This is a genomic window from Vibrio hepatarius (genome assembly GCF_011806575.1).
Lineage (GTDB): Bacteria > Pseudomonadota > Gammaproteobacteria > Enterobacterales > Vibrionaceae > Vibrio > Vibrio hepatarius_A.
On record NZ_JAATOO010000010.1, the window covers coordinates 1 to 22,886 of the forward strand.

At 48.3% G+C, this 22,886-nt stretch carries 19 protein-coding genes; 16 read left to right on the forward strand and 3 right to left on the reverse strand.

Annotated elements, in window-relative coordinates:
- The 12 genes from HCZ42_RS09745 to HCZ42_RS09800 form a co-directional block, all read left to right on the forward strand.
- On the forward strand, positions 1 to 202 hold a 202-nt coding region (locus HCZ42_RS09745; RefSeq protein WP_254868932.1), incomplete at its 5' end, for an arginine deiminase family protein.
- Positions 203 to 261: 59 nt separating this feature from the next.
- Positions 262 to 1,173, forward strand: a complete 912-nt coding sequence (gene arcC, locus HCZ42_RS09750; RefSeq protein WP_167420525.1) for a carbamate kinase — start codon at positions 262 to 264, stop codon at positions 1,171 to 1,173.
- Between the two features lie 131 nt (positions 1,174 to 1,304).
- Positions 1,305 to 2,315 carry an ornithine carbamoyltransferase gene (locus tag HCZ42_RS09755; protein ID WP_053410066.1) on the forward strand — a complete coding sequence of 337 codons (1,011 nt, stop codon included), beginning with the start codon at positions 1,305 to 1,307 and terminating at the stop codon, positions 2,313 to 2,315.
- Between the two features lie 531 nt (positions 2,316 to 2,846).
- On the forward strand, positions 2,847 to 3,776 hold the full coding sequence (gene pyrB / locus HCZ42_RS09760) for an aspartate carbamoyltransferase (protein WP_167420526.1): 930 nt from the start codon (positions 2,847 to 2,849) through the stop codon (positions 3,774 to 3,776).
- Between the two features lie 17 nt (positions 3,777 to 3,793).
- Complete coding sequence (pyrI, locus tag HCZ42_RS09765) at positions 3,794 to 4,258, forward strand: aspartate carbamoyltransferase regulatory subunit (protein ID WP_167420527.1); 465 nt, start codon at positions 3,794 to 3,796, stop codon at positions 4,256 to 4,258.
- A 323-nt stretch (positions 4,259 to 4,581) separates the two neighbouring features.
- Positions 4,582 to 5,070: an arginine repressor gene (locus HCZ42_RS09770; protein WP_167420528.1), complete on the forward strand. Its 489-nt coding sequence runs from the start codon at positions 4,582 to 4,584 to the stop codon at positions 5,068 to 5,070.
- Positions 5,071 to 5,261: 191 nt separating this feature from the next.
- A complete protein-coding gene (locus tag HCZ42_RS09775) occupies positions 5,262 to 7,052 on the forward strand; it encodes a protein-disulfide reductase DsbD (RefSeq protein ID WP_167420529.1) in 1,791 nt (596 codons plus the stop codon).
- Positions 7,053 to 7,350: 298 nt separating this feature from the next.
- On the forward strand, positions 7,351 to 7,986 hold the full coding sequence (locus HCZ42_RS09780; RefSeq protein ID WP_167420530.1) for a response regulator: 636 nt from the start codon (positions 7,351 to 7,353) through the stop codon (positions 7,984 to 7,986).
- A 136-nt stretch (positions 7,987 to 8,122) separates the two neighbouring features.
- The gene (locus HCZ42_RS09785) at positions 8,123 to 8,746 is read left to right on the forward strand and encodes a MarC family protein (protein ID WP_167420531.1); all 624 of its coding nucleotides are present in this window, start codon (positions 8,123 to 8,125) and stop codon (positions 8,744 to 8,746) included.
- Between the two features lie 221 nt (positions 8,747 to 8,967).
- Entirely contained in the window at positions 8,968 to 9,231 is a 264-nt protein-coding gene (locus HCZ42_RS09790) for a DUF4212 domain-containing protein (RefSeq protein ID WP_053410059.1), read from the forward strand.
- 12 nt (positions 9,232 to 9,243) lie between these two features.
- Complete coding sequence (locus HCZ42_RS09795; RefSeq protein WP_167420532.1) at positions 9,244 to 10,971, forward strand: sodium:solute symporter family protein; 1,728 nt, start codon at positions 9,244 to 9,246, stop codon at positions 10,969 to 10,971.
- A gap of 111 nt (positions 10,972 to 11,082) precedes the next feature.
- Complete coding sequence (locus tag HCZ42_RS09800; RefSeq protein ID WP_167420533.1) at positions 11,083 to 11,568, forward strand: hypothetical protein; 486 nt, start codon at positions 11,083 to 11,085, stop codon at positions 11,566 to 11,568.
- Between the two features lie 76 nt (positions 11,569 to 11,644).
- On the opposite strand, the gene HCZ42_RS09805 is transcribed toward HCZ42_RS09800, so the two are convergent.
- Together HCZ42_RS09805 and HCZ42_RS09810 are read right to left on the reverse strand one after the other, a co-directional pair.
- A complete protein-coding gene (locus HCZ42_RS09805; RefSeq protein ID WP_167420534.1) occupies positions 11,645 to 15,073 on the reverse strand; it encodes a hybrid sensor histidine kinase/response regulator in 3,429 nt (1,142 codons plus the stop codon).
- 98 nt (positions 15,074 to 15,171) lie between these two features.
- Entirely contained in the window at positions 15,172 to 16,350 is a 1,179-nt protein-coding gene (locus tag HCZ42_RS09810; RefSeq protein WP_167420535.1) for a 3-phenylpropionate MFS transporter, read from the reverse strand.
- A gap of 198 nt (positions 16,351 to 16,548) precedes the next feature.
- Between HCZ42_RS09810 and HCZ42_RS09815 the strand changes: the two genes are divergently transcribed.
- The 3 genes from HCZ42_RS09815 to acs all read left to right on the forward strand — a co-directional run bounded on the left by HCZ42_RS09815 (position 16,549) and on the right by acs (position 21,175).
- Complete coding sequence (locus tag HCZ42_RS09815; protein ID WP_167420536.1) at positions 16,549 to 18,375, forward strand: DUF294 nucleotidyltransferase-like domain-containing protein; 1,827 nt, start codon at positions 16,549 to 16,551, stop codon at positions 18,373 to 18,375.
- A 10-nt stretch (positions 18,376 to 18,385) separates the two neighbouring features.
- Positions 18,386 to 19,018, forward strand: a complete 633-nt coding sequence (locus HCZ42_RS09820; RefSeq protein WP_167420537.1) for a 3'-5' exonuclease — start codon at positions 18,386 to 18,388, stop codon at positions 19,016 to 19,018.
- Positions 19,019 to 19,225: 207 nt separating this feature from the next.
- Positions 19,226 to 21,175 (forward strand): acetate--CoA ligase, encoded by a 1,950-nt coding sequence (gene acs, locus HCZ42_RS09825; RefSeq protein WP_167420538.1) that lies wholly within the window; start codon positions 19,226 to 19,228, stop codon positions 21,173 to 21,175.
- Between the two features lie 35 nt (positions 21,176 to 21,210).
- Here the strand turns inward: acs and HCZ42_RS09830 are convergent, their stop codons facing one another.
- Positions 21,211 to 22,005 carry a hypothetical protein gene (locus tag HCZ42_RS09830; RefSeq protein ID WP_167420539.1) on the reverse strand — a complete coding sequence of 265 codons (795 nt, stop codon included), beginning with the start codon at positions 22,003 to 22,005 and terminating at the stop codon, positions 21,211 to 21,213.
- A 421-nt stretch (positions 22,006 to 22,426) separates the two neighbouring features.
- Here HCZ42_RS09830 and aroQ point away from each other — a divergent pair, with 421 nt between their 5' ends.
- The gene (aroQ, locus tag HCZ42_RS09835; protein ID WP_167420540.1) at positions 22,427 to 22,876 is read left to right on the forward strand and encodes a type II 3-dehydroquinate dehydratase; all 450 of its coding nucleotides are present in this window, start codon (positions 22,427 to 22,429) and stop codon (positions 22,874 to 22,876) included.
- Positions 22,877 to 22,886 lie beyond the last annotated feature (10 nt).

Genomic DNA, 22,886 nt, shown 5'->3' on the forward strand with positions numbered 1-22,886 from the left:
TGAACGTGAACAGTGGAACGACGCGAACAACGTTCTAACTGTGAAACCTGGCGTAGTTATCGGCTACGAAGGCAACACTTACACCAACGAGAAATACGACAAAGCAGGCATCACAGTTCTACCAATCCCAGGTGACGAACTAGGTCGTGGTCGTGGCGGTGCTCGCTGCATGAGCTGCCCAATCGAGCGTGATGGCATCTAAGTCGTGATGAAAAAGGCAGAAGTGCACTGCGCTTCTGCCCCCTGCAGAGAGATAAAACAATGAGCAAACAAACTGTAGTTGTAGCACTTGGCGGTAACGCCCTACTTCGTCGCGGTGAGCCTTTAGAGGCAGACGTTCAGCGCCACAACATTGAAATTGCTGTCAAAACGATTTCTGAAATCGCTAAAGAATACAACGTGGTACTGGTTCACGGAAACGGTCCACAAGTCGGTCTGCTAGCCCTTCAAGGCTTGGAATACAAAAAAGTTGCGCCATACCCATTGGATGTTTTGGGCAGCGAAACTCAAGGCATGATCGGCTACATGCTGATGCAAGAGTTCAAAAACCAACTGCCTGACATCAACGTGACTTGCATGTTAACGCAAATGACCGTTGACCCAAATGACCCAGCGTTCGTCGATCCAACTAAGCCAATTGGCCCGATCTACGAAGAAGCTGAAGCGCGTGAAATGGCTGAGAAGTACAACTGGATCATCAAACCAGACGGCAAACACTTCCGTCGTGTTGTTCCTAGCCCACAACCAACTGGCATCATCGAAAACGACGCGATTACTAAGCTGATCGATGAAGGTCACCTAGTGATCTGTACTGGTGGTGGTGGTATCCCAGTGAAACGTGAAAACGGCAAACTGGTTGGTGTAGAAGCGGTGATCGACAAAGACATGTCGGCAGCGTTCCTAGCGAAACAACTCGACGCAGATGCGCTACTGATTCTGACTGACGCAGACGCGGTTTACCTAGACTGGGGCAAACCAACACAACACGCTCTGCGCAGCACTACCCCAACAGAACTGGCTCAATACCAATTTGATGCTGGCTCAATGGGACCAAAAATTGAAGCGTCGTGCGAATTTATCAAGCAAGGCGGCAAAGTGGTCGGCATTGGTGCACTAGAAGATGGCCTACGCATTCTGCAAGGCACAGCGGGCACCAACATCACTAAAGGTTAACCCTCTCTCATCCACTGCCAAAACGGATGACCGAGTAACAAACAACTGAATTAACTGTCAATTTTTATGCGCTTTCTTACTTCTTTACCCTGCATAAATAGGAAAGCGCTAAACACAAGAAGGAAAACATCATGGCTTTCAATCTACGTAACCGTAACTTCCTAAAACTACTAGACTTTACTCCACGTGAAATTCAGCACCTGCTAGATCTTTCTGCGGAGCTTAAAAAAGCAAAATACAACGGCTATGAGCAACCTCGTCTAAAAGGCAAAAACATTGCGCTAATTTTCGAGAAAACATCAACTCGTACACGTTGTGCATTTGAAGTTGCGGCGTTTGACCAAGGCGCACAAGTTTCTTACTTAGGCCCATCTGGTTCTCAAATCGGTCACAAAGAATCAATGAAAGATACAGCGCGCGTTCTTGGCCGTATGTACGATGGCATCGAATACCGCGGTTTCGGTCAAGAGATCGTCGAAGAGCTAGGCGCTTACGCTGGTGTGCCAGTATGGAACGGTCTAACAGATGAATTCCACCCAACTCAAATCCTAGCTGACTTCCTAACTATGCTAGAACACGGCCGTGGCAAACAACTCCACGAAATCAAGTTTGCTTACCTAGGCGACGCTCGCAACAACATGGGTAACTCTCTAATGGTTGGCGCAGCGAAAATGGGCATGGACATCCGTCTAGTGGCACCTAAAGCGTACTGGCCAGAAGAAGCACTAGTGGCACAATGTCGTGAAATCGCCGAAGAAACTGGCGCGAAAATCACACTGACTGAAGACGTTCAAGAAGGCGTTCAAGGCTGTGACTTCCTATACACTGATGTATGGGTATCAATGGGCGAAGCAAAAGAAGCTTGGGCTGAGCGTATCAACCTAATGATGCCTTACCAAGTGAACATGGAGATGCTAAAAGCAACAGGCAACCCACATGTGAAATTCATGCACTGCCTACCAGCATTCCACGGTGAAGACACAACTGTGGGTAAAGAGCTTGCTCAAGAATACCCTCAGCTAAAAGACGGTGTGGAAGTCACTGACGAAGTGGTTGAGTCTAAACACTCTATCGTCTTCGACGAAGCGGAAAACCGCATGCACACTATCAAAGCTATCATGGTAGCAACACTAGGCGACTAATATCACGCCGATATTAGCAGCCTGAATACTCAGGAGATTGAGGTTGTAGCAGGGGTTGTTTCCCGATAGATACCCCGTCAAGGAAACAGAGTTACCCAGCTACAATTTCATCGAGAACGAGTATTTCTGCAGGGAAATGCGGGCGGCAGGAAGGGAGACCCTCAATTTACCCTGAATAAAGCCCGCATTTTTTTTCAGTGAAAGACAAATAAAACAGCAATAAAAACGCCACCAAGCAAGTTCTCACAACACCTGAGAACAAGAGTCGAAAAGATGCCATTTTCGCATAAAAATCCAATTTCTGGATACTTTTCACAAACGCTTGCAAGGCGTTTTTTTGTCCGTATAATCCTCCGCAATTTGTCTACGGAGCACAAAATGAAACAGCCACTTACAACGTATCGCGACGATTTTTCGCACCCTGGTTCAGGGACGTTCGCTGTTTCTTTTTCTCCATCGATCCTATTTGAAGCCTCCTATTTTTAGGGGGCTTTTTTTTGTCTGTCATTTACGAGACGAGGAAAATCAGCAATGGCGCATTCGTTATTTAAAAAGCACATTATCTCTATCCCAGAGCTTAGCCGTGAAGAGCTAGAGCTTATCGTTGATACCGCGGCAAGACTCAAAGCCGAGCCAAATCCTGAACTGCTAAAAAACAAGGTGGTAGCGAGCTGCTTCTTTGAGCCGTCAACTCGTACTCGCTTGTCTTTCGAAACCGCAGTGCAGCGCTTGGGCGGCACCGTGATTGGCTTTGATAACGGCGGTAATACGTCACTGGCGAAAAAAGGTGAAACATTGGCAGACTCAGTACAAGTGATTTCATCTTACGTTGACGCATTTGTGATGCGCCACCCGCAAGAAGGTGCAGCACGTTTAGCATCTGAGTTCTCAAACGGCGTTCCAATCGTTAACGGTGGTGACGGTGCAAACCAACACCCAACGCAAACTCTGCTTGACCTGTTCTCTATCTACGAGACGCAAGGTACTTTAGACAACCTCAACGTTGCGTTTGTTGGTGACCTAAAATACGGCCGTACGGTTCACTCTTTGACTCAAGCACTGGCGAAGTTCAACAACGTGCGCTTCTTCTTTATCGCACCAGAAGCGTTGGCGATGCCAGACTACATTTGTGAAGAGCTTGAAGAAGCGGGCATCCAGTTCAGCATGCACAGCAACATTGAAGAAGTGGTGCCAGAGCTAGACGTACTTTACATGACACGTGTACAGAAAGAGCGCTTTGACGAGTCTGAATACGCACACTTCAAATCAGCCTTTATCCTCACCGCTGAAACCCTAAAAGAAGCACGCGACAACATGAAAGTGCTGCACCCACTACCACGTGTGGATGAAATCACCACGGACGTAGATAAGACCAAACACGCTTACTACTTTGAGCAGGCAGAAAACGGCGTTTACGCTCGCGAAGCGCTACTGGCTCTAGTTCTTAACGAAACCATTTAATTAGCAGGAGAGATATCATGGTGAAAGAAACTCAACTACAAGTAGAAGCGATTCGCAACGGTTCAGTGATTGACCACATCCCTGCTCACATCGGGATCAAAATTCTAAAACTGTTCAAGATGCACAAAACTAACCAGCGCATCACAATCGGTCTAAACCTGCCTTCTTCAGCGCTCGGTGCAAAAGATCTGATCAAAATTGAGAACGTTTATCTTACTAAAGAGCAAGCGAACCAACTGGCACTTTATGCACCAAAAGCGACTGTAAACCAGATCGAAGAATACAAGGTCGTCAACAAGCTAAACCTGGCTCTTCCAGAGCACATTGAAAGCGTGTTTGAGTGCCCAAACAGCAACTGTATTTCGCACGGTGAGCCAGTTGAAAGTAAATTTAAAGTTCAACAAAAACAGGACAATGTGCATCTGAAGTGTCACTACTGTGAAAAAGTATTCTCACGCGAAATCATGACCGAAGCTCGCTAACCAATCGCTTCAATCCCTTAGCGTCTATAGCGTAAATCGTACTGGATATTTATTCCTTACACGGAATAAATATCCACTTTCCATCAGAATATTCCTTCAAATCTCCGCTTTATGCATTATTTTTGTTTGGCGATCCTTTTCACAAAGCCACATTTTGTTTGGTGGTAAACTCATTTCTCACAATAAATATAAGATCGCCAAAGAAGTGATTGCTCAAGCAAAAAACCAATTTTCTTAGAGATTGGCCGAGGGGCACAGCAAGGAGAAAAGAGTGCCTTAGTTTACATGGACGGTTTATTCGTACGTCACGTTAAGGAGTTCCCATGAGTGAAACTCTAAACCCTATTACAGTAGATTACTCAGAAGATAAAACGCTTACCGCTGCCTGCAAACGCCTGCTTCAACAGCAAAGTTTTGCAACGCAAAATGACCTTCGCGAAGCGCTGGTTAATATCGGCTTTGAAGGCATTAGCCAATCCACGGTTTCCCGTCTGCTTTCTCAACTCGGTGTCGTCAAAGTGCAAAATGCGTGTGGTAAAAAGGTGTATTGCATTACCGTAGAAACCGCACCAGTACGTGTCGAGTCTTCGATTTCATCGCAGATTGAGTTTATTACCCACAACCAATCGATGGTGGTGGTAAAAACGCACCCTGGCAGTGCGCAGCTTGTTGCTCGCCTAGTCGACATCGACCCGCACACCGAGATCTTGGGTACGGTCGGTGGTAACGACACTGTGTTGGTGATCCCAAAAGACACCGACAACATTGACGCTTGTGAACGTGTTGTTCGAGCACGTTTAGGCGTCGCGTAAAGCAAGCGCAAAACAGTCAAAGCTGAGAAACTCTGTAGCCTGAATTATCAGGGTTTCTCAGCGACTTTCCCTTCTCATGCTTTTTTATTAACCCACGCAATAAGATTATTTTCTTTGGCTTGAAACTTCTTCGTCCTTTCTTCTGTCCTAATGAGTTAAAATGAACAAAATTAACTCAAGTGACTGACTTTATGCGCTTTGCCTTTACGCTGATAATCCTCTGTTTTTCTATGCTTTCTACGCCAGCACTGGCGATTTTTGGCAACAACAACTCAACGCTCAGTTTTGACAACAAGGACCGATTTGTTCCCGTTGACGAAGCTTTTCCGTTGAATTATTTCCAACAGGGCAACCGCATACTGATCGACTGGCAGGTCAAACCTGAGTACTACCTTTATCAACACCGTATTTCGGTCAGCGGCGAAAATGTTACCGTCAACGAAGTCAGCATGCGCGACGGCGAACCGTACAAAGACGAGTTTTTTGGTGAGGTAAACATCTATACCACGCCGCTGTTTGTTGAAGTCTCTTTGTCAGACTATCAAGAAGGCGCTCGCTTAATCGTTCAATACCAAGGCTGTGCGAAAGCTGGTTTTTGCTACCCACCAGAAACGCGCGTTATCGATGTCACCAGCTTTAAGTTTTCAGACAGCAACAGTGTGACACCAACACAGGCGCAAGCAGACTCCGCGCCAAGTACCTCGACACAAACACCATCAACACCAGCGTCAAAAGATTCCAACCTAGCGTCGAAGCTCAGCGATAACTGGTGGACACCGCTACTGTTTTTAGCGCTGGGCGTGGGCTTAGCTTTTACGCCTTGCGTGCTACCGATGTACCCGATTTTGACCAGTATCGTGCTTGGCAGCGGTAAGTTAAGCCACCGCCGCGCACTAGGCCTTTCCTTTGTTTACGTTCAAGGGATGGCACTGACCTATACCCTACTCGGTTTGGTGGTTGCGTCTGCGGGCATGCAATTCCAAGCGGCGATGCAGCACCCGTATGTATTGATTGGTCTAAGTGTGTTGTTCGTTACCTTAGCATTATCAATGTTTGGCGTTTATAACCTGCAGCTGCCAAGTGGCGTACAAACCTGGCTAAATAACCTTAGCAACAAACAACAAGGTGGCAGCTCTCTGGGCGTATTTGCCATGGGCGCCATCTCAGGGTTGGTCTGCTCTCCGTGTACAACCGCGCCACTGTCTGGTGCGCTGCTGTATGTCGCGCAAAGTGGCGATCTGTTGACCGGCGGTGTTGCACTCTACGCCTTGGCAATCGGTATGGGGATTCCGCTGATACTGGTTGCGGTATTCGGCAATAAGCTACTACCCAAAGCGGGCAACTGGATGGACAGAGTCAAAACGCTGTTTGGCTTCATCTTACTGGCTGCGCCAATCTTTTTACTCGAACGTATCTTGCCAGAAGCATGGTCAACCGGGCTGTGGTCAGCACTGGGTATCGCGGCGTTTGGCTGGCTTTACCACGTCAAGAATTCACTCACCTTTGGCGGCTGGAAGCAAAGTACCGTCGGTATTATTGCAGTACTCGGGTTGTTCGTCTCAGCACAGCCAGCACTGAACTATTGGTTCAATCCACCAGCGGCGAAACAGCAGGCAAGCATTGAGTTCATCCGCGTCTCTACCGCGACGGAGCTAGAAAGTCAGCTTGAGCAAGCCAAGCTTGCCGGTAAACCAGTCATGCTCGATTTCTACGCCGACTGGTGTGTCGCGTGTAAAGAGTTTGAAAAGTACACGTTCCACGAAACCAATGTCGAAGGTAAGTTGAAGAACTTTGTCTTACTGCAAGCGGATGTGACGAAAAACACCCCACAAGACATTGAATTGTTAAAACAAATGAACGTTCTCGGTTTGCCAACCATCGAATTCTGGAACGCGAAAGGCGAACATATCCCTAACGCCCGTATTACCGGATTTATGCCAGCCGAGCGGTTCTTAGAGCATTTGACCACCCATAGCCTTTAAGCTCATCGGTGTTTTAAACGCCGCAAGAAACCATGCTAACCAGCGCCGCCATCACTGTTTGAGGCGGCGTTGTTTTATCTGAAAAATCAATAACCTTGCCAATTCAAACCCGCTCTGGTTTAAATCGAGATTGGCGTTTGGGATGACACCGGTTCTATTGGTGACAAGGGAATAAACATTTATATGCAATTTTTCTAATAAAACCCGATTTAGTTCAGACTTTTAGTGAATAAACATTGTCCCGTAACGCAAAGGTGACAATAATCATTTAACTAGTTTGTTATAAGTGTTTAACGTCATGGATTCGACATACAACATAATCATCGCCGACGATCACCCCCTTTTCCGCAACGCGCTTTTCCAATCCGTCCATATGGCGGTCAGTGGTGCCAACTTGCTGGAAGCCGACTCGCTTGAAGCGCTACTCGCGGTTTTGGCCAAAGAAGAAGAGCCGGATTTACTGCTGCTTGATTTGAAAATGCCGGGCGCGAATGGGATGTCTGGTTTGATACACCTACGCGCAGAATACCCTGATCTGCCGATCGTGGTTGTCTCTGCCAGCGAAGAGTCGTCGGTTGTCACTCAAGTGAAAAGCCACGGTGCGTTTGGTTTCATTCCTAAATCGAGCGATATGCGTGAGTTGGTGAGTGCGTTAAACCAGGTGTTAAATGGCGAACCCTTCTTCCCAGAAGGTTCGATTACCAACAACGCTGCGTGTAGTGACCTTGCCGAAAAAATCTCGACCCTAACACCGCAGCAATACAAAGTACTAGGCATGCTTTCAGACGGCTTACTTAACAAGCAAATCGCTTACGAGCTCAATGTGTCTGAAGCAACCATCAAAGCGCACATGACGGCAATCTTCCGCAAACTTGGGGTGAAAAACCGCACTCAAGCGGTTATCTTGCTGCAACAACTCGAATCAGAGTCTTAATTCACTGTAATTTAACGCAATTGAGCCCAATTTAAGCTATTGTGACTAAGTCCGGCTAACGGGGCTCCTGAGCACTCCCTCATCCCGTCGCCAAGTATGTTATCCCTCTGTTTTACTAACTCTGGGAGCCAAAAGCTTGCTTAGTATCTTAATTACTCAATTCGTTGTTCTGTGGGCGGTTATCGACCCTGTAGGGACCATACCTGTCTACCTTTCACAAACTCATCACCTGACGGCTAAACAGCGTCGATTAGTGGCTCTGAAAGCGGTCGGTATCGCCACGGGCGTACTACTATTTTTCCTCATCGCAGGCCAGTTACTATTAGAAGCGATGCAAATTCCATTGCCTGCGTTTCAAGCCGCAGGTGGCTTAGTTCTTCTGTTATTTGCACTCAGCATGATCTTTGGTGAATCCAAACCCGACCAAGAAACTAAACTGTCTCAAGATCTCAGTAAATCGGACTTGGCCGACTTAGCTGTGTATCCGTTGGCGATCCCGTCGATTGCTTCACCGGGTGCGATGATGGCGATTGTGATGTTAACCGACAATCACCGTAACTCTTTTCTCGACCAAGGTATGACAGCGGGTGTGATGATTCTAGTGCTGCTGATTACCTTGCTGTTACTGCTTGGTGCGACGCATATCCAAAAATGGATTGGTAACGTCGGCGCCGCGATCATCAGTCGTGTTATGGGGTTAATTTTGGCCGCCGTCGCATTAAACAACCTTTTAATGGGTATAAAAGACTTCTATGTTTGAAAATAAATACGACTCAAAGCGAATAATTATTAGACCTTTGGCTAAATTAACACATCGTTAACATCACAAAAACAACCCCACCCACCTGTAAGCGCCTATTTTAATGGCGCTTTTTTTATATACCCCCACGACTAAAGTTGAAAAGAGTTCTTGCCAACACCTTGCTAATGTAGATGGTGAAACATTTTCTTAACAACATAAACAATCGTAAGGAGGCGGCAATGGCGTTTGAAAGTCAGGATAAAGCCAAAGCCTACTGGGACAAAAACGTAAAACTGATGATCAACTTGATGATCATTTGGTTTGTCGTTTCATTTGGCTGTGGCATTTTGTTTGTCGACGTACTGAATCAATTTCAATTAGGTGGATACAAGCTAGGTTTCTGGTTTGCTCAACAAGGTTCCATCTATGCGTTCCTCGGCATTATTTTCTACTACGCGTGGAAAATGCGCAAAATTGACCGCGAATTTAACGTGGACGAGTAAGGAGTCACTCAGATGGATTTGAAAACAATCACTTACCTCGTTGTTGGTGCGACCTTTATCCTTTACATCGGTATCGCGATTTGGGCACGTGCTGGATCAACTAAAGAATTCTACGTTGCAGGCGGTGGTGTAAACCCTATCGCTAATGGTATGGCAACAGCAGCAGACTGGATGTCAGCGGCGTCATTTATCTCTATGGCAGGTCTTATCGCCTTCATGGGTTACGGCGGCTCTGTATTCCTAATGGGTTGGACGGGTGGTTACGTACTTCTCGCGCTACTTCTTGCACCTTACCTACGTAAGTTCGGCAAATTCACAGTACCAGAGTTTGTAGGTGAACGTTTCTACTCAAACGCAGCACGTGTTGTAGCGGTTGCTTGTCTTATCATCGCGTCGGTAACTTACGTTATCGGACAGATGAAAGGTGTGGGTGTTGCGTTTGGTCGCTTCCTAGAGGTTGACTACTCTACAGGTCTACTAATCGGTATGTGTATCGTATTTATGTACGCGGTTCTTGGCGGCATGAAAGGCATCACATACACGCAGATTGCTCAATATTGCGTACTCATTCTTGCTTACACTATCCCAGCAATCTTTATCTCTCTGCAGCTTACTGGTAACCCATTCCCGCAGATTGGCTTAGGTAGCACCATTACCGGCACCGACGTCTATCTACTCGATAGGCTCGACCAAGTGGTGACCGAACTCGGCTTTAGTGAATACACCACTCAGGTGCGTGGCGATACGTTAAACATGTTCGCCTACACTATGTCGCTAATGATCGGTACAGCAGGTCTACCACACGTAATCATCCGTTTCTTCACGGTACCGAAAGTACGTGACGCACGTACGTCAGCAGGTTGGGCACTCGTGTTCATCGCGATTCTATACACAACTGCACCAGCAGTATCTGCGATGGCTCGTCTAAACCTAATGGATACTGTAAACCCTGCTCCAGGTCAGCACTTAGCGTATGACGAACGTCCTGACTGGTTCAAAAACTGGGAGAAAACAGGCCTACTAGGTTTTGAAGATAAGAACGGTGACGGCAACATTCAGTACACTTCGAATGCTGCAACCAACGAGCTAAAAGTTGACCGTGACATCATGGTACTGGCGAACCCAGAGATCGCGAAACTCCCTAACTGGGTAATCGCACTCGTCGCGGCAGGTGGTCTGGCAGCAGCACTATCGACCGCAGCAGGTCTCCTATTGGCAATATCTTCGGCAATATCGCATGACTTAATCAAAGGCGTGATAAATCCGAATATATCCGAGAAGAAAGAACTATTGGCGAGTCGAATCTCGATGGCGGTGGCGATTGCGGTGGCGGGTTACTTAGGTCTCCATCCACCAGGCTTCGCGGCAGGTACGGTTGCACTGGCCTTCGGTCTGGCGGCGTCCTCCATCTTCCCTGCACTGATGATGGGTATCTTCAGTAAGAGCATCAACAAAGAAGGCGCTATCGCAGGTATGATCACTGGTATTACGATCACTCTGTTCTACGTATTCCAGCACAAAGGTATCCTGTTTGTCGCAGATTGGACTTACCTAGAAAGCTGGGGCAGCAACTGGTTCCTAGGTATCGAGCCAAATGCATTTGGTGCGGTAGGTGCAGTATTTAACTTCGCAGTCGCGTACGGTGTATCTAAAGTAACAGCAGAAACACCACAAGAAGTTAAAGATCTGGTTGAACACGTACGTGTACCAGCAGGTGCAAGTGACGCCGTAGATCACTAATCGTTAAGTAACACTATCTAAGCCCCCTTTTAGACTACCCGTCGGGGGGCTTTTTTATTATCCTCAGTTAAGGTAGTTTAGGCCAAATAACGTTGTAGCAAGGAAGCCCAAATGTTTAAAAACAAGCACTTAATCATCGCCCTACTCATAGCACCCATCTTATCTATCATCGCTTACTTCGGTACGGATATGGCGATAAGTGAGAAGCCACATGCTGCACAAGAAGGTGAAACCTACAAGCTCGTGTCCAAGTCCAACTGTCGCTACACCAGCGGTTTGTGTGGTATGGAGAATGGTGAGTTTAAAGTGCTGTTTCGCTCTGAAAACCTCACTCAATCGGCACTAGAATTATCTCTAGAATCCGACTTTACGCTTGAGGGAGTAAAGCTGTCTTTGGTCGACGACCAAGACAAAACGGGCAAACCGATCGATATGAAGGCCGCAGGGAGTGAAGGTAAAAACTGGTACATCAGCCTACCAAAACCAAGCTCACCTGAAAGCTGGTTGCGTGTTGCGATTCAATCCAATGGCACGCTTTACTACGGTGAAACACAAACCGCATTTGTGAAGTACGAAACGCTGTTCACGGAGCAGTGATACAACCTTATTTAAGACGGGACAGTCAAATGAAAAAGCCTGCACAATGCAGGCTTTTTTATTTCTCAAAGCATATCTATAACCCGTTGAGAATTGCCCTAAGCTTAAGCGGTTTAACGGGTTTAGGAATAAAGCTGAAGCCATTTGAAGTGATCCCGGCCATCATATCGTTAGTACGGTCGGCACTGATAATGACGCCTTTAAAGCTATCACCGAGCCTTAAACGACATTGTTGCAACACTTCCAATCCCGTACGTCCATTATCCAAACGATAGTCAGATAAAATCACATCCGGCAACCACTCTTCATCAATGGATTTCAAACTGCCGATAATATCAGTCGCGGTGCGCACATCGCAGCCCCAGCGCGCGAGTAGGTTTTCCATCCCGACCAAAATATCCGGTTCGTTATCAACGCACAGCACACGCAAATGGCTTAAGTCAGACGCCGCACCCGCAGATTCAACTTGCGGTTTGGCCTGCGCCTCTGAGCTACGCTCGAGTGTAATGGAAAATACACTGCCATCTCCCGGCCAAGAGCGCATCGAGATTTGATGGCCTAAGACATGCGCAATCCCTTTCGAGATCGCCAGACCAAGCCCAAGCCCCTGATCGGAGCGCACTTGGCTACCTCGGGTGAACTCTTCAAAAATCTCTTGCTGCTTGTCTTCATCAATGCCAGTACCGTTATCCCACACTTCGATGCGTACTTGTCCTTTCACCCGGCGAACACCCAACACCACTTTCCCATTCGGGTTATAACGAAACGCATTGGTGAGGAAGTTTTGCACCACGCGACGCAGCAGTTTCGGGTCAGACTGGACGATCAAGCTGCTCGGCACCATTTCAAACTGCACACCTTGTTGCTTGGCTAACGCACTAAACTCGGCGTTAAGATTCGACAAAACATCATTGACTTCAAAGCTATGAATGTTGACGTCCAACTTGCCTGATTCGAGGCGGGAGATATCCAGCAAATCACCGATCAGGTCTTCTGCGGCACCAAGCGCACTTTCGATATGATGCGAGAGCTTTTTGGTTTCATCGTCTTTTGCCACTTCCGATAATGACGAAGCAAACAAACGTGCCGCATTGAGTGGCTGCATTAAATCGTGGCTAACGGCAGCCAAGAAGCGAGATTTAGACTGAGATTCGCGCTCTGAACGTTGGGTCGCCGACACCAGTTTCTTGTTGAGTTTTTCCAGCTCTTCGGTTCGCGCATGCACACGTTCTTCCAACGTTTCATTGGCCTCTTTCAACGCCTGTTCCGCCTCACGGAACACGGTGATATCGGTAAAACTCATCACGAAACCACCACCTGGCATCGGGTTCCCCTGCACTTCGATCACTCGTCCGTCTGGCCGAACACGAGAAGAGGTATGGCGTGTCCCTTGCTCTAAGTGGTAAATACGACGGCGTACGTGATCTTCCGGGTCACCGAGTCCACATAAGCCTTGCTGGGCATTGTGGCGAATCACATCGGCGATGGGACGGCCGACCTGAATCAACCCGGTCGGGAAAGTAAACAGCTCTAAGTAACGTTGGTTCCATGCCACTAGCCTAAGCTGCTTGTCCACCACCGCGATACCTTGACCAATGTGCTCAATCGCCCCTTGCAATAAGCCGCGGCTAAAGTCGTACAGCTCCGATGCTTCGTCGACAATGGTTGCCACTTCTTCGAGCTGCATATTGCGACCTTGCAGCGCCGACGTCAGAACCAACTTCGCTGAAGAGGCACCAAACACACCAGCCAACACGCGTTCGGTGTGTCGAATTAACGTCGACGGCGCCTGCTGGTTTGGCATCATGGTTTCGTGTTGCTGTGCCCAATACTGCTTAAATGCGGTGCGAACTCGTGGCCTGCCGACAAAACGAGACGCCAGCATTTCCAACTCACCCACGGTCACGCGGCTTTGGTACAAGCTCATGTTTTCGTTTTCTGGCAGCGGCGTACCAATAAACGACGCCGACTGTAAACGCTCACTTAGGCTAGCTCGGGTCAACATCGAGACCAGCACATAACAAATCGCGTTACCAACAATACTCAGCACGATGCCCCAGTCTGAACCTGAGATACCCGCCGCTTCTAAGTAGTCTGGCGGGGTTACAATCCACAACAGGAAGTTGTTGCTCGCATCGCCCGCCAGCATATCGGTCTGGCTCATTAAGGTAATCAACCAGATGGTAAAACCGAACGCCAAGCCGACATACGCGCCTTTGCGGTTACCTTGACGCCAATACATCCCGCCAAGAATCGCCGGCGCGAACTGGGTGATCGCGGCAAAAGACAAAAAGCCAATCGCCGAGAGAGAATGAATCGAGCCCAATGCCTGGTAAAAGCCCCACGCGCCAAACAGCAGCAACAGAATCAGCGCGCGGCGGATGATCAGCAATAAGCCGGAAAAGTGGCGATGGTTGCGATGAGATAAACGCATCCGACGCAGAATGAGCGGCATCACCAAGTCGTTCGAGACCATGATCGCCAACGCAATAGTCGAAACGATAACCATGCCACTCGCCGCTGATGTGCCGCCTAAAAACGCCAGCAGGGCAATATCGCTCGCACCAACCGCCATCGGCAAGCTGATCACAAAGGTATCTGGGCTCACGTCAGTAAGTAGGCTTTGCCCCACCCACGCGATCGGTAGGACAAAGATCCCCATCAACACCAGATAAATCGGAAATAGCCAACGTGCAGTGTGCAAGTCTTGCGCGCGTTCGTTCTCGACCACCATGGTATGGAACTGACGCGGCAGACAGACAATCGCCATCATGGTCAGCAAGGTATGAATCGCGAGCGTGGGGAAATTGGGAGGCTCATAGGTTTGTGCGGCGATCTCGACTAACTCGATATCGCGGCTACCCAGAGCAAGATAAAGGATAAAACAGCCGACGACCAAAAAAGCGACCAACTTGACCAAGGATTCAAACGCAATCGCCATCATCATGCCACGGTGGTGTTCGGTATTGTCGATATGACGCGTACCAAACAGCATGGTAAACACCGCCAATGCACCAACGACAAACCAGGATACGTCTGAACCGTTATTGGCAAAACTCTGCGACAGGTCTGGGGCGATGATTTCTAAACCCATGGTAATCCCGCGCAGTTGCAGAGCGATGTAAGGCAGAATACCCGCCACCGCGATCAGCGTTACAACTACCGCCAACCCCTGTGATTTACCATAACGCGCGGCAATAAAATCGGCGATCGAGGTGATGTGTTCCCGTTTAGCGGTAATGATTAAACGCGCGAGAATACGCCAGCCAAACGTAAACACCAAAATCGGTGCAAGATAGATCGGCAAGAAGGACCAGGGATTATCACTCGCTTGTCCGACCGTGCCGTAAAACGTCCATGAGGTACAGTAAACCGCAATCGACAGGCTATAAATCCACGAACGCCATTTCGCCAACCATTTTGGGTGTTTGTCGCCATGCCATGCGATGAGAAACAGCAGCCCGAGGTACATCAGCAGCACCACGATTACCAGCCAACCTTGCATCAGATATCCTTATCTTGAGTCACGTCCATAAAAAAAGCCTCTCCATTTGGAGAGGCTTCATTTAACTAAGGATAATCACTTATCTCAATGCGTTCGGTTTAATTCTGTGGTTCAGCTTTCATAACCTTTTCTTTCGACTGGCGTTTAGGCTCAACACGAATAAACAGCGCCAATACGCCCATCGCGGCCATCGCCCAGAACACGTTCGCGCCCCAGTTCTCGTAACCCCAACCACTTAATGCCGTCATTAAGGCAATAAACGCGCCTAGCGGTATCGCGTTATATAGCGCTTGTAACGCCACCATCTTACGCTGCTCTGAGTTTTGGATGTATTGAATTGCGGCGATATGCGCCATCGCAAATGTCACGCCGTGCAGCAGCTGGATCATCACCAATGCGACGAGTGCTGTCGTTGAAGCAGTCAAACCCCAACGCGCCACTACACCTAAAGACGCAACGACAAACAGAGTGCGTAGCGTCCAGCCAGAAAACATACGCTTACTGAACGCAAATACCGCGACTTCAGCAACCACACCTAAGCTCCACAGGTAGCCAATGATGTCTTCTGAGTAGCCCGCTTCTTTCCAGTAAATCGAGCTGAAGCTGTAGTACGCCGCGTGGCTACCTTGAATCAAGGCGACCAGCACTAAGAACTTAACGACAGGCAGTTCACGCAATAGCTCTGAGAGTTTAGGACGCTCTGCGTGTTCCTCTTCAGTGGTCACTGGCATCGGCGTCGTGCGGCGAAGACTGAATAGTAACGAGACAAACACACCCGCAAGCGCGGTATAGATGATCATGTCAGAGCCGAATTTCGCGACCAAAAAGCCCACCACGGTAGAACCGGCGATAAACGCAATCGAACCCCACAGTCGTGTGCGGCCATAATCCAACATTTTTAAACGCGCGTAGTAGTTCGCCATCGCATCGGAAAGCGGCACAATCGGACCACAACACAAGTTAAATAGAATGGTCGCGACCGCCATTAACCAGAAACTGCCACCGGTAAAGAAGTGGAAAGCCACAAACACCAGAGCAGCGAAACTCAGCCAACGCAGTGCCGGCATCAGGTGTTCCACTTTATGAATTCGAGGCGTTAACGTCATGTTCGCGACGCAGCGTGTCGCAAAACCAATTCCCACCAATAAACCGATATCGGTTGGCGAAACGCCTTGTTCTTCGAACCACAACGCCCAAAACGGAAGATAAACACCGTATGCGAAGAAAAAACCGCCAAAATATTGGGAAATCCACCCATAAGGAGATGGGGTAAGCATAAAAACCTCAAATGCATATGAAAAAGCGCGCCTAGTATCTACTTTTTTACGCTGCATAAAAAGGGAATATTCGTCACCGCAATGTTTCCCTATTGATACGCATCCAGTGTTCAGCAACCGTTCGACCAAAGTCGTCTAGCACTTCCCAAAGAATTTGTCACACTAGCACTATGGTCTCTTTGTACGTGTAGGTGATTCATGCCTGATAAATTTAACATGCACTCTCCCCCTTTCGATCGCCTAGATGAAAGCGAGCAGAAAAAGCTGCGCTCTTCACTCGACGTCGCCTACTTCAGAGGCAAAGAAACCATTTTGTCGACTGGATCTGAAGCCAAGTACCTGCATATTCTGATCAAAGGGGCGGTAGAAGAGCGCTCGGAAAACGGCAGTGAGATTTTTGCTCATTACGCTAACGACGACCTATTTGATGTACGCGCCTTGTTTGAAGACAAACTCCGCCACCACTATGTCGCGCTAGAAGATACCCTCGCCTACTTGCTGCCAAAAGACGTTTTCCTCGAACTCTATAACGAGAACGGTCAGTTCGCCGCTTACTTCGATAACAACCTAGCCAAAAGACAAGAGTTAATCGAAGCGGCGCAGCAACAGCAAAACCTCGCCGAATTTATCCTGACCAAGGTGGACAGCGATATTTACCACCCGCCGATGATCCTTCAGCCTGACCAACCCCTGAATGAAGTAACGCGAACACTAAAAGAAAACGGAATTGACTCGGCGCTGGTCAAGTTAAACGACGATGACCCGCGACTGCTCAACCAACACCACGAGCTTCCCTACGGCATTATCACTCGAACCAACATGCTTCACGCGGTGATGCTGGATGACCACCCACTCGATACGCCTGTCGGCCAGATCGCAACCTTCCCGGTCATTCATGTGGAAGACGGCGACTTCTTATTCAATGCGATGATTAAGATGACGCGAAATCGCATGAAACGCGTCATGGTCGCTGACGGCAAGCAGGCGGTCGGCATGCTCGACATGACACAAATACTCAGCGCCTTCTCAACACACTCCCATGTACTCACTTTGAGTATTGCGCGCGCCTCAAGCATTGAAGAGCTGGCACTGGCCTCTAACCGTCAGCGTCAGTTGGTCGATAGCCTGTTGAGTAACGGCATTCGCACGCGCTTTATCATGGAGCTAATTTCTGCGGTCAACGAACAGATCATCGAGAAAGCATTTGAATTAGTCGTGCCTCCCGCACTACACGACCACTGCTGTTTAGTCGTGCTCGGCTCAGAAGGGCGCGGCGAACAAATTCTTAAAACCGACCAAGACAACGCACTGATCATCAAAGACGGTTTGCACTGGCATCAATGCGAACAAGTGATGAACCAGCTCACTCATACGTTGCAGCAATTGGGTTACCCACTATGCCCGGGCAACGTAATGGTCAACAACCCGAAATGGGTCAAGTCACAAACCGATTGGAAGAAGACCATCACCCAGTGGGCGAAAGCGACCTCGTCTGAACAGGTAATGGATTTAGCCATCTTCACCGATGCCCATGCTGTGGCTGGCAACAAAGAGTTGCTCGAGCCAGTCAGACAACATCTCTACAGCCATATGCTAAACAACATGCTGGCGCTGCAAGATTTTTGTCGTCCAGCACTGCAATTTAGCCTGCCACTGACGCTGTTTGGTAACGTCAAACAAGATAAGCAAGGCGTGGATTTGAAAAGTGGCGGCATTTTCCCAATCGTGCACGGTATCCGCACCCTCGCACTAGAGTACGGCGTCGATGAAAACAACACGTTTGATCGCATTGAGCTACTACGTAAAAAGCGTATTTTAGAACCCGATACCGCGGACAACTTGAGTGAGGCACTCAAGCTATTCTTTAAGCTGCGACTCGCCCAGCAATTGGCCAACCAGCACAGTCACAACCGAATCGACCTGAAACTATTGGAGCGCACCGAACGCGACTTACTTCGTCACAGTTTACATGTGGTGAAGAAGTTTAAGCAGTTCCTTGGCTACCACTACCAGATCCGCGATTAAGGCCACAAGTATGAACTGGATTCAAAGGCTTTACTGGTTCCATAAACTCAAAGGTTCATCTTACCAAGCGTTGTTTGCTGGGGTGAAAAAGGATGAGTACGTCTCTCTCGACTGCGAGACCACCAGCCTTGACCCGAATCGCGCCGAGCTGGTGACTATCGCAGCGACCAAAATCATCGACAACCGCATCATTACCAGTAAACCGTTTGAAGTCAGATTGAGAGCGCCACAGTCACTCGACTCAAATTCGGTCAAAATCCACCAGATTCGTCATCAGGATTTGATCGATGGCATCGATGAAAAGCAGGCACTGATCCAGTTGCTGGAGTTTGCCGGTAATCGACCTCTAGTTGGCTACCATATTCGGTATGATAAGAAGATTCTCGACTTAGCGTGTCGTCGCCACTTAGGCTTTCCGCTGCCCAACCCACTGGTTGAAGTCAGCCAGATCTACCATGACAAACTCGAACAGCACCTGCCCAATGCCTATTTTGACCTGAGCTTAGACGCGATCTGTAAGCATCTCGACATCCCTATCCGCAACAAACACGACGCTCTGCAAGATGCGATCGCCGCCGCTTTGGTGTTCGTCAGACTGACAAAAGGTGATCTACCTAGTCTAAATCTGCCTTATACCCGCTAGCATAAGTGTCGATCCAACTCTCAATTTCAAACATAACAATCTAATTTTTAAGCAGAAGCTTCCCTCTCATCCTAAAGTCTAATTGTCGAATCCAGCCCTGTGCTTGAAAGTTATAGGCATAGGGATTTTGTACAACGTCGGTTGTTTTAAACGGACACTGCTAATTCCGACCCCACAACAACGGAATTAGGCACAAGGAGAAAAGCAATGAGTGAAGCCCATATTTATCCGGTAAAAGAAAACATCAAAACGAATACGCATGCGGATAATGACACCTACCTAGCGATGTACGAGCAATCGGTGAAAGACCCAGAAGCATTTTGGGGCGAGCACGGAAAGATTGTCGATTGGATTAAGCCTTTTACTAAGGTGAAAAGCACCTCTTTTGATACTGGCCACGTAGATATTCGCTGGTTCGAAGACGGCACACTCAACGTTTCTGAAAACTGTATCGACCGTCACCTAGCAGAGCGCGGTGACGAAGTTGCGATCATCTGGGAAGGTGATGACCCAGCAGACGATAAAACACTGACGTTTAACGAACTGCACAAAGAAGTCTGTCGTTTCTCAAACGCACTGAAAGAGCAAGGCGTGCGTAAAGGCGACGTGGTGTGTCTTTACATGCCAATGGTACCGGAAGCGGCAGTGGCTATGCTGGCGTGTACCCGTATCGGTGCGGTTCACACAGTGGTATTTGGTGGTTTCTCACCTGAAGCACTATCGGGTCGTATTATCGACTCAGACGCAAAAGTGGTTATCACTGCAGACGAAGGGGTTCGTGGCGGACGTGCGGTACCACTGAAGAAGAACGTCGATGAAGCATTGACGAATCCAGAAGTGAAAACCATTGAGAAAGTGGTGGTACTAAAACGTACTGGCGGCGAAATCGAATGGCACGAACACCGTGATGTTTGGTGGCACGAAGCTACGGCAAAAGTTTCTGATGTTTGCCCACCAGAAGAGATGAAAGCAGAAGACCCGCTGTTCATTCTTTACACTTCTGGCTCAACAGGCAAACCTAAAGGTGTTCTACACACCACAGGTGGTTACCTAGTTTACGCCACCATGACGTTTAAATACGTTTTCGACTACCAACCAGGCGATACCTTCTGGTGTACCGCAGACGTGGGCTGGATCACTGGCCACACTTACCTAGTATACGGACCGCTATCTAACGGTGCGAAAACGATCCTGTTTGAAGGTGTACCAACTTACCCAACCACAGCACGTATGAGCGAAGTGGTAGACAAGCACCAAGTCAGCATCCTCTACACAGCGCCAACGGCAATTCGTGCGCTGATGGCAAAAGGTAACGAAGCGATTGAAGGAACTTCTCGTGACAGCCTACGTATCATGGGCTCAGTGGGTGAACCAATCAACCCAGAGGCTTGGGAGTGGTACTACAAAACCATCGGTGACGAGAAATCACCTATCGTTGATACTTGGTGGCAAACCGAAACTGGCGGCATCCTAATCACGCCACTGCCGGGCGCGACGGACCTAAAACCAGGCTCAGCGACTCGTCCGTTCTTTGGCGTACAACCGGCTCTAGTCGACAACATGGGTAACGTTGTTGACGGCGCAACCGAAGGTAACCTAGTTATTCTCGATTCTTGGCCAGGTCAGATGCGTACTGTTTACGGCGACCATGACCGCTTCGAGCAGACTTACTTCTCAACCTTTAAAGGCATGTACTTTACGGGTGACGGCGCCCGCCGCGATGAAGACGGTTATTACTGGATCACTGGGCGTGTGGATGACGTACTGAACGTTTCTGGTCACCGTATGGGTACCGCAGAAATCGAGTCCGCATTGGTTGCACACCATAAGATTGCCGAAGCAGCGATTGTCGGTATTCCACATGACATTAAAGGCCAAGCTATCTACGCTTACATCACGCTAAACGATGGTGAGTTCCCATCCGCTGAGCTTCACAAAGAAGTGAAAGACTGGGTGCGTAAAGAGATTGGTCCAATCGCAACGCCAGACGTACTGCACTGGACAGAGTCTCTACCGAAGACACGTTCAGGTAAGATCATGCGTCGTATCCTACGTAAGATTGCCACAGGTGATACGAGCAACCTAGGTGATACATCAACGCTGGCAGACCCAAGCGTAGTTGATAAACTCATCGCTGAAAAAGCGGAACTGGTTTAAACGAACAAAACGCCCCTGACTTCAGGGGCGTTTTTCTATCCTTGGAATTGATAAGTATACGAAGCAATCACACGCTTATCTGGGTCATCGAGATAGGTGTTGTTATCCATTACAAAGGTCATCAGGTTAAACGAATGGCTTTTGTTCACCAAGTATCCCGCACCGAGCCCCGCGAAGAAGCCTTTGTAATTCTCTCCTTCATCGTTTTCTGAACCATATGTGGCCGCGGCAAAGCCCATCATGCTCAACTCTGGCGTCAGCGACTTTAAGCCAAACGTACCCAAATAACCGCTACTGCCAGCCGATTCCGCCATGTAAAAGCCGTTTTCTGCACTAGGTATCCCTTGGAAGCCTATATCGTCACACTTTGAACCTATAGTACAGCGAGGTGATTCACCATCATTGTAGGTATAACCCGCCATAGGAAAAAGCTGGATGCCAGCCGGCTCAATACCAAAATAGCTGAGTGGCATAAAGGTCCCAACACTGTAATTGGTCTGGTTAGCCCCATTAGTGTATTCGTTTTTTCCAAAGTTGAAATTCAGAATCCCGATAGGAAAGAGCCAAGAGCCGCCAACACGCCACTCACTAGCGTCGTCATTCAGACGCACGTTGATTTTTCTCGCCGCGTCTAACGCTAAAGAGCCAGAGAACGACACGCTGGAATCATCAAAGTCATAGTTATTGGCGTAAGAAATCCCTGCTTTGGTAATCACTTTAGTCGGGTCGTCAGCCAGTTTTTCATGATTAGTTTGCACAGCAGGTTTCGCGGCAATCGCTGAACACGTCACAGAGAGAGAAGCGATAGTGATAAAGGTCGCTATCTTCATATACAGGCACCTAAATTAGAGAGCGTGAGTTGTGCCTAACTCAACTTTCAGCCCGTTGGGGAAAAGTGGCGACAAGGTGAGCGGCAATATTGCACGTCACTATAGTGGAGCACCGCTTCCATCACACTCGACTCAGCGCAAATATTCATCACTATCAGCAAATTCTGACCTTTGAGCAGTTTTTGAACGGTGAAAATGATACGGAGAAAATCGACACTGTGCCCTTGCTCCCATTTCTTGCGTGCTTTTTTTATAAAACAAAAGTGATAAGACCAGTAAATTGCTGCTAAATGCGCTGAATTAGCTATAATCTTGGTCTATTTCAAAGATTCAGTCTAAATTTCACAAAGAAACCATGCTGAATCAGCGATAATATGGGAATATTTTAGTTCGTATCATGAAATAGGAAGATAGCGACACAATGACAACAAAATTACGCATTCTTGTCTTAAATGGTCCTAATCTCAACCTGTTAGGTCTCCGTGAACCAGCACATTACGGTTCTCAGACTCTGGCACAGATTATCGATTCACTCGCGGTACAAGCCCAGCACGCTGGCGTAGAACTAGAGCATTTACAATCGAATCGCGAGTACGAACTGATCGAGAAGATCCACGCAGCCTATGGCAACGTGGATTTTATCATTATTAATCCAGCAGCGTTTACTCACACGAGTGTCGCTCTGCGCGATGCACTTTTGGGTGTTGCGATCCCATTTATCGAAGTGCATCTTTCAAATGTACACGCCCGTGAACCTTTCCGTCATCACTCTTACCTTTCTGATAAAGCAGAAGGCGTGATCTGCGGCTTAGGTGCACAAGGCTACGAATTCGCTCTGTCTGCCGCGATTAAAAAGCTACAGGCAAAGTAACACATACACT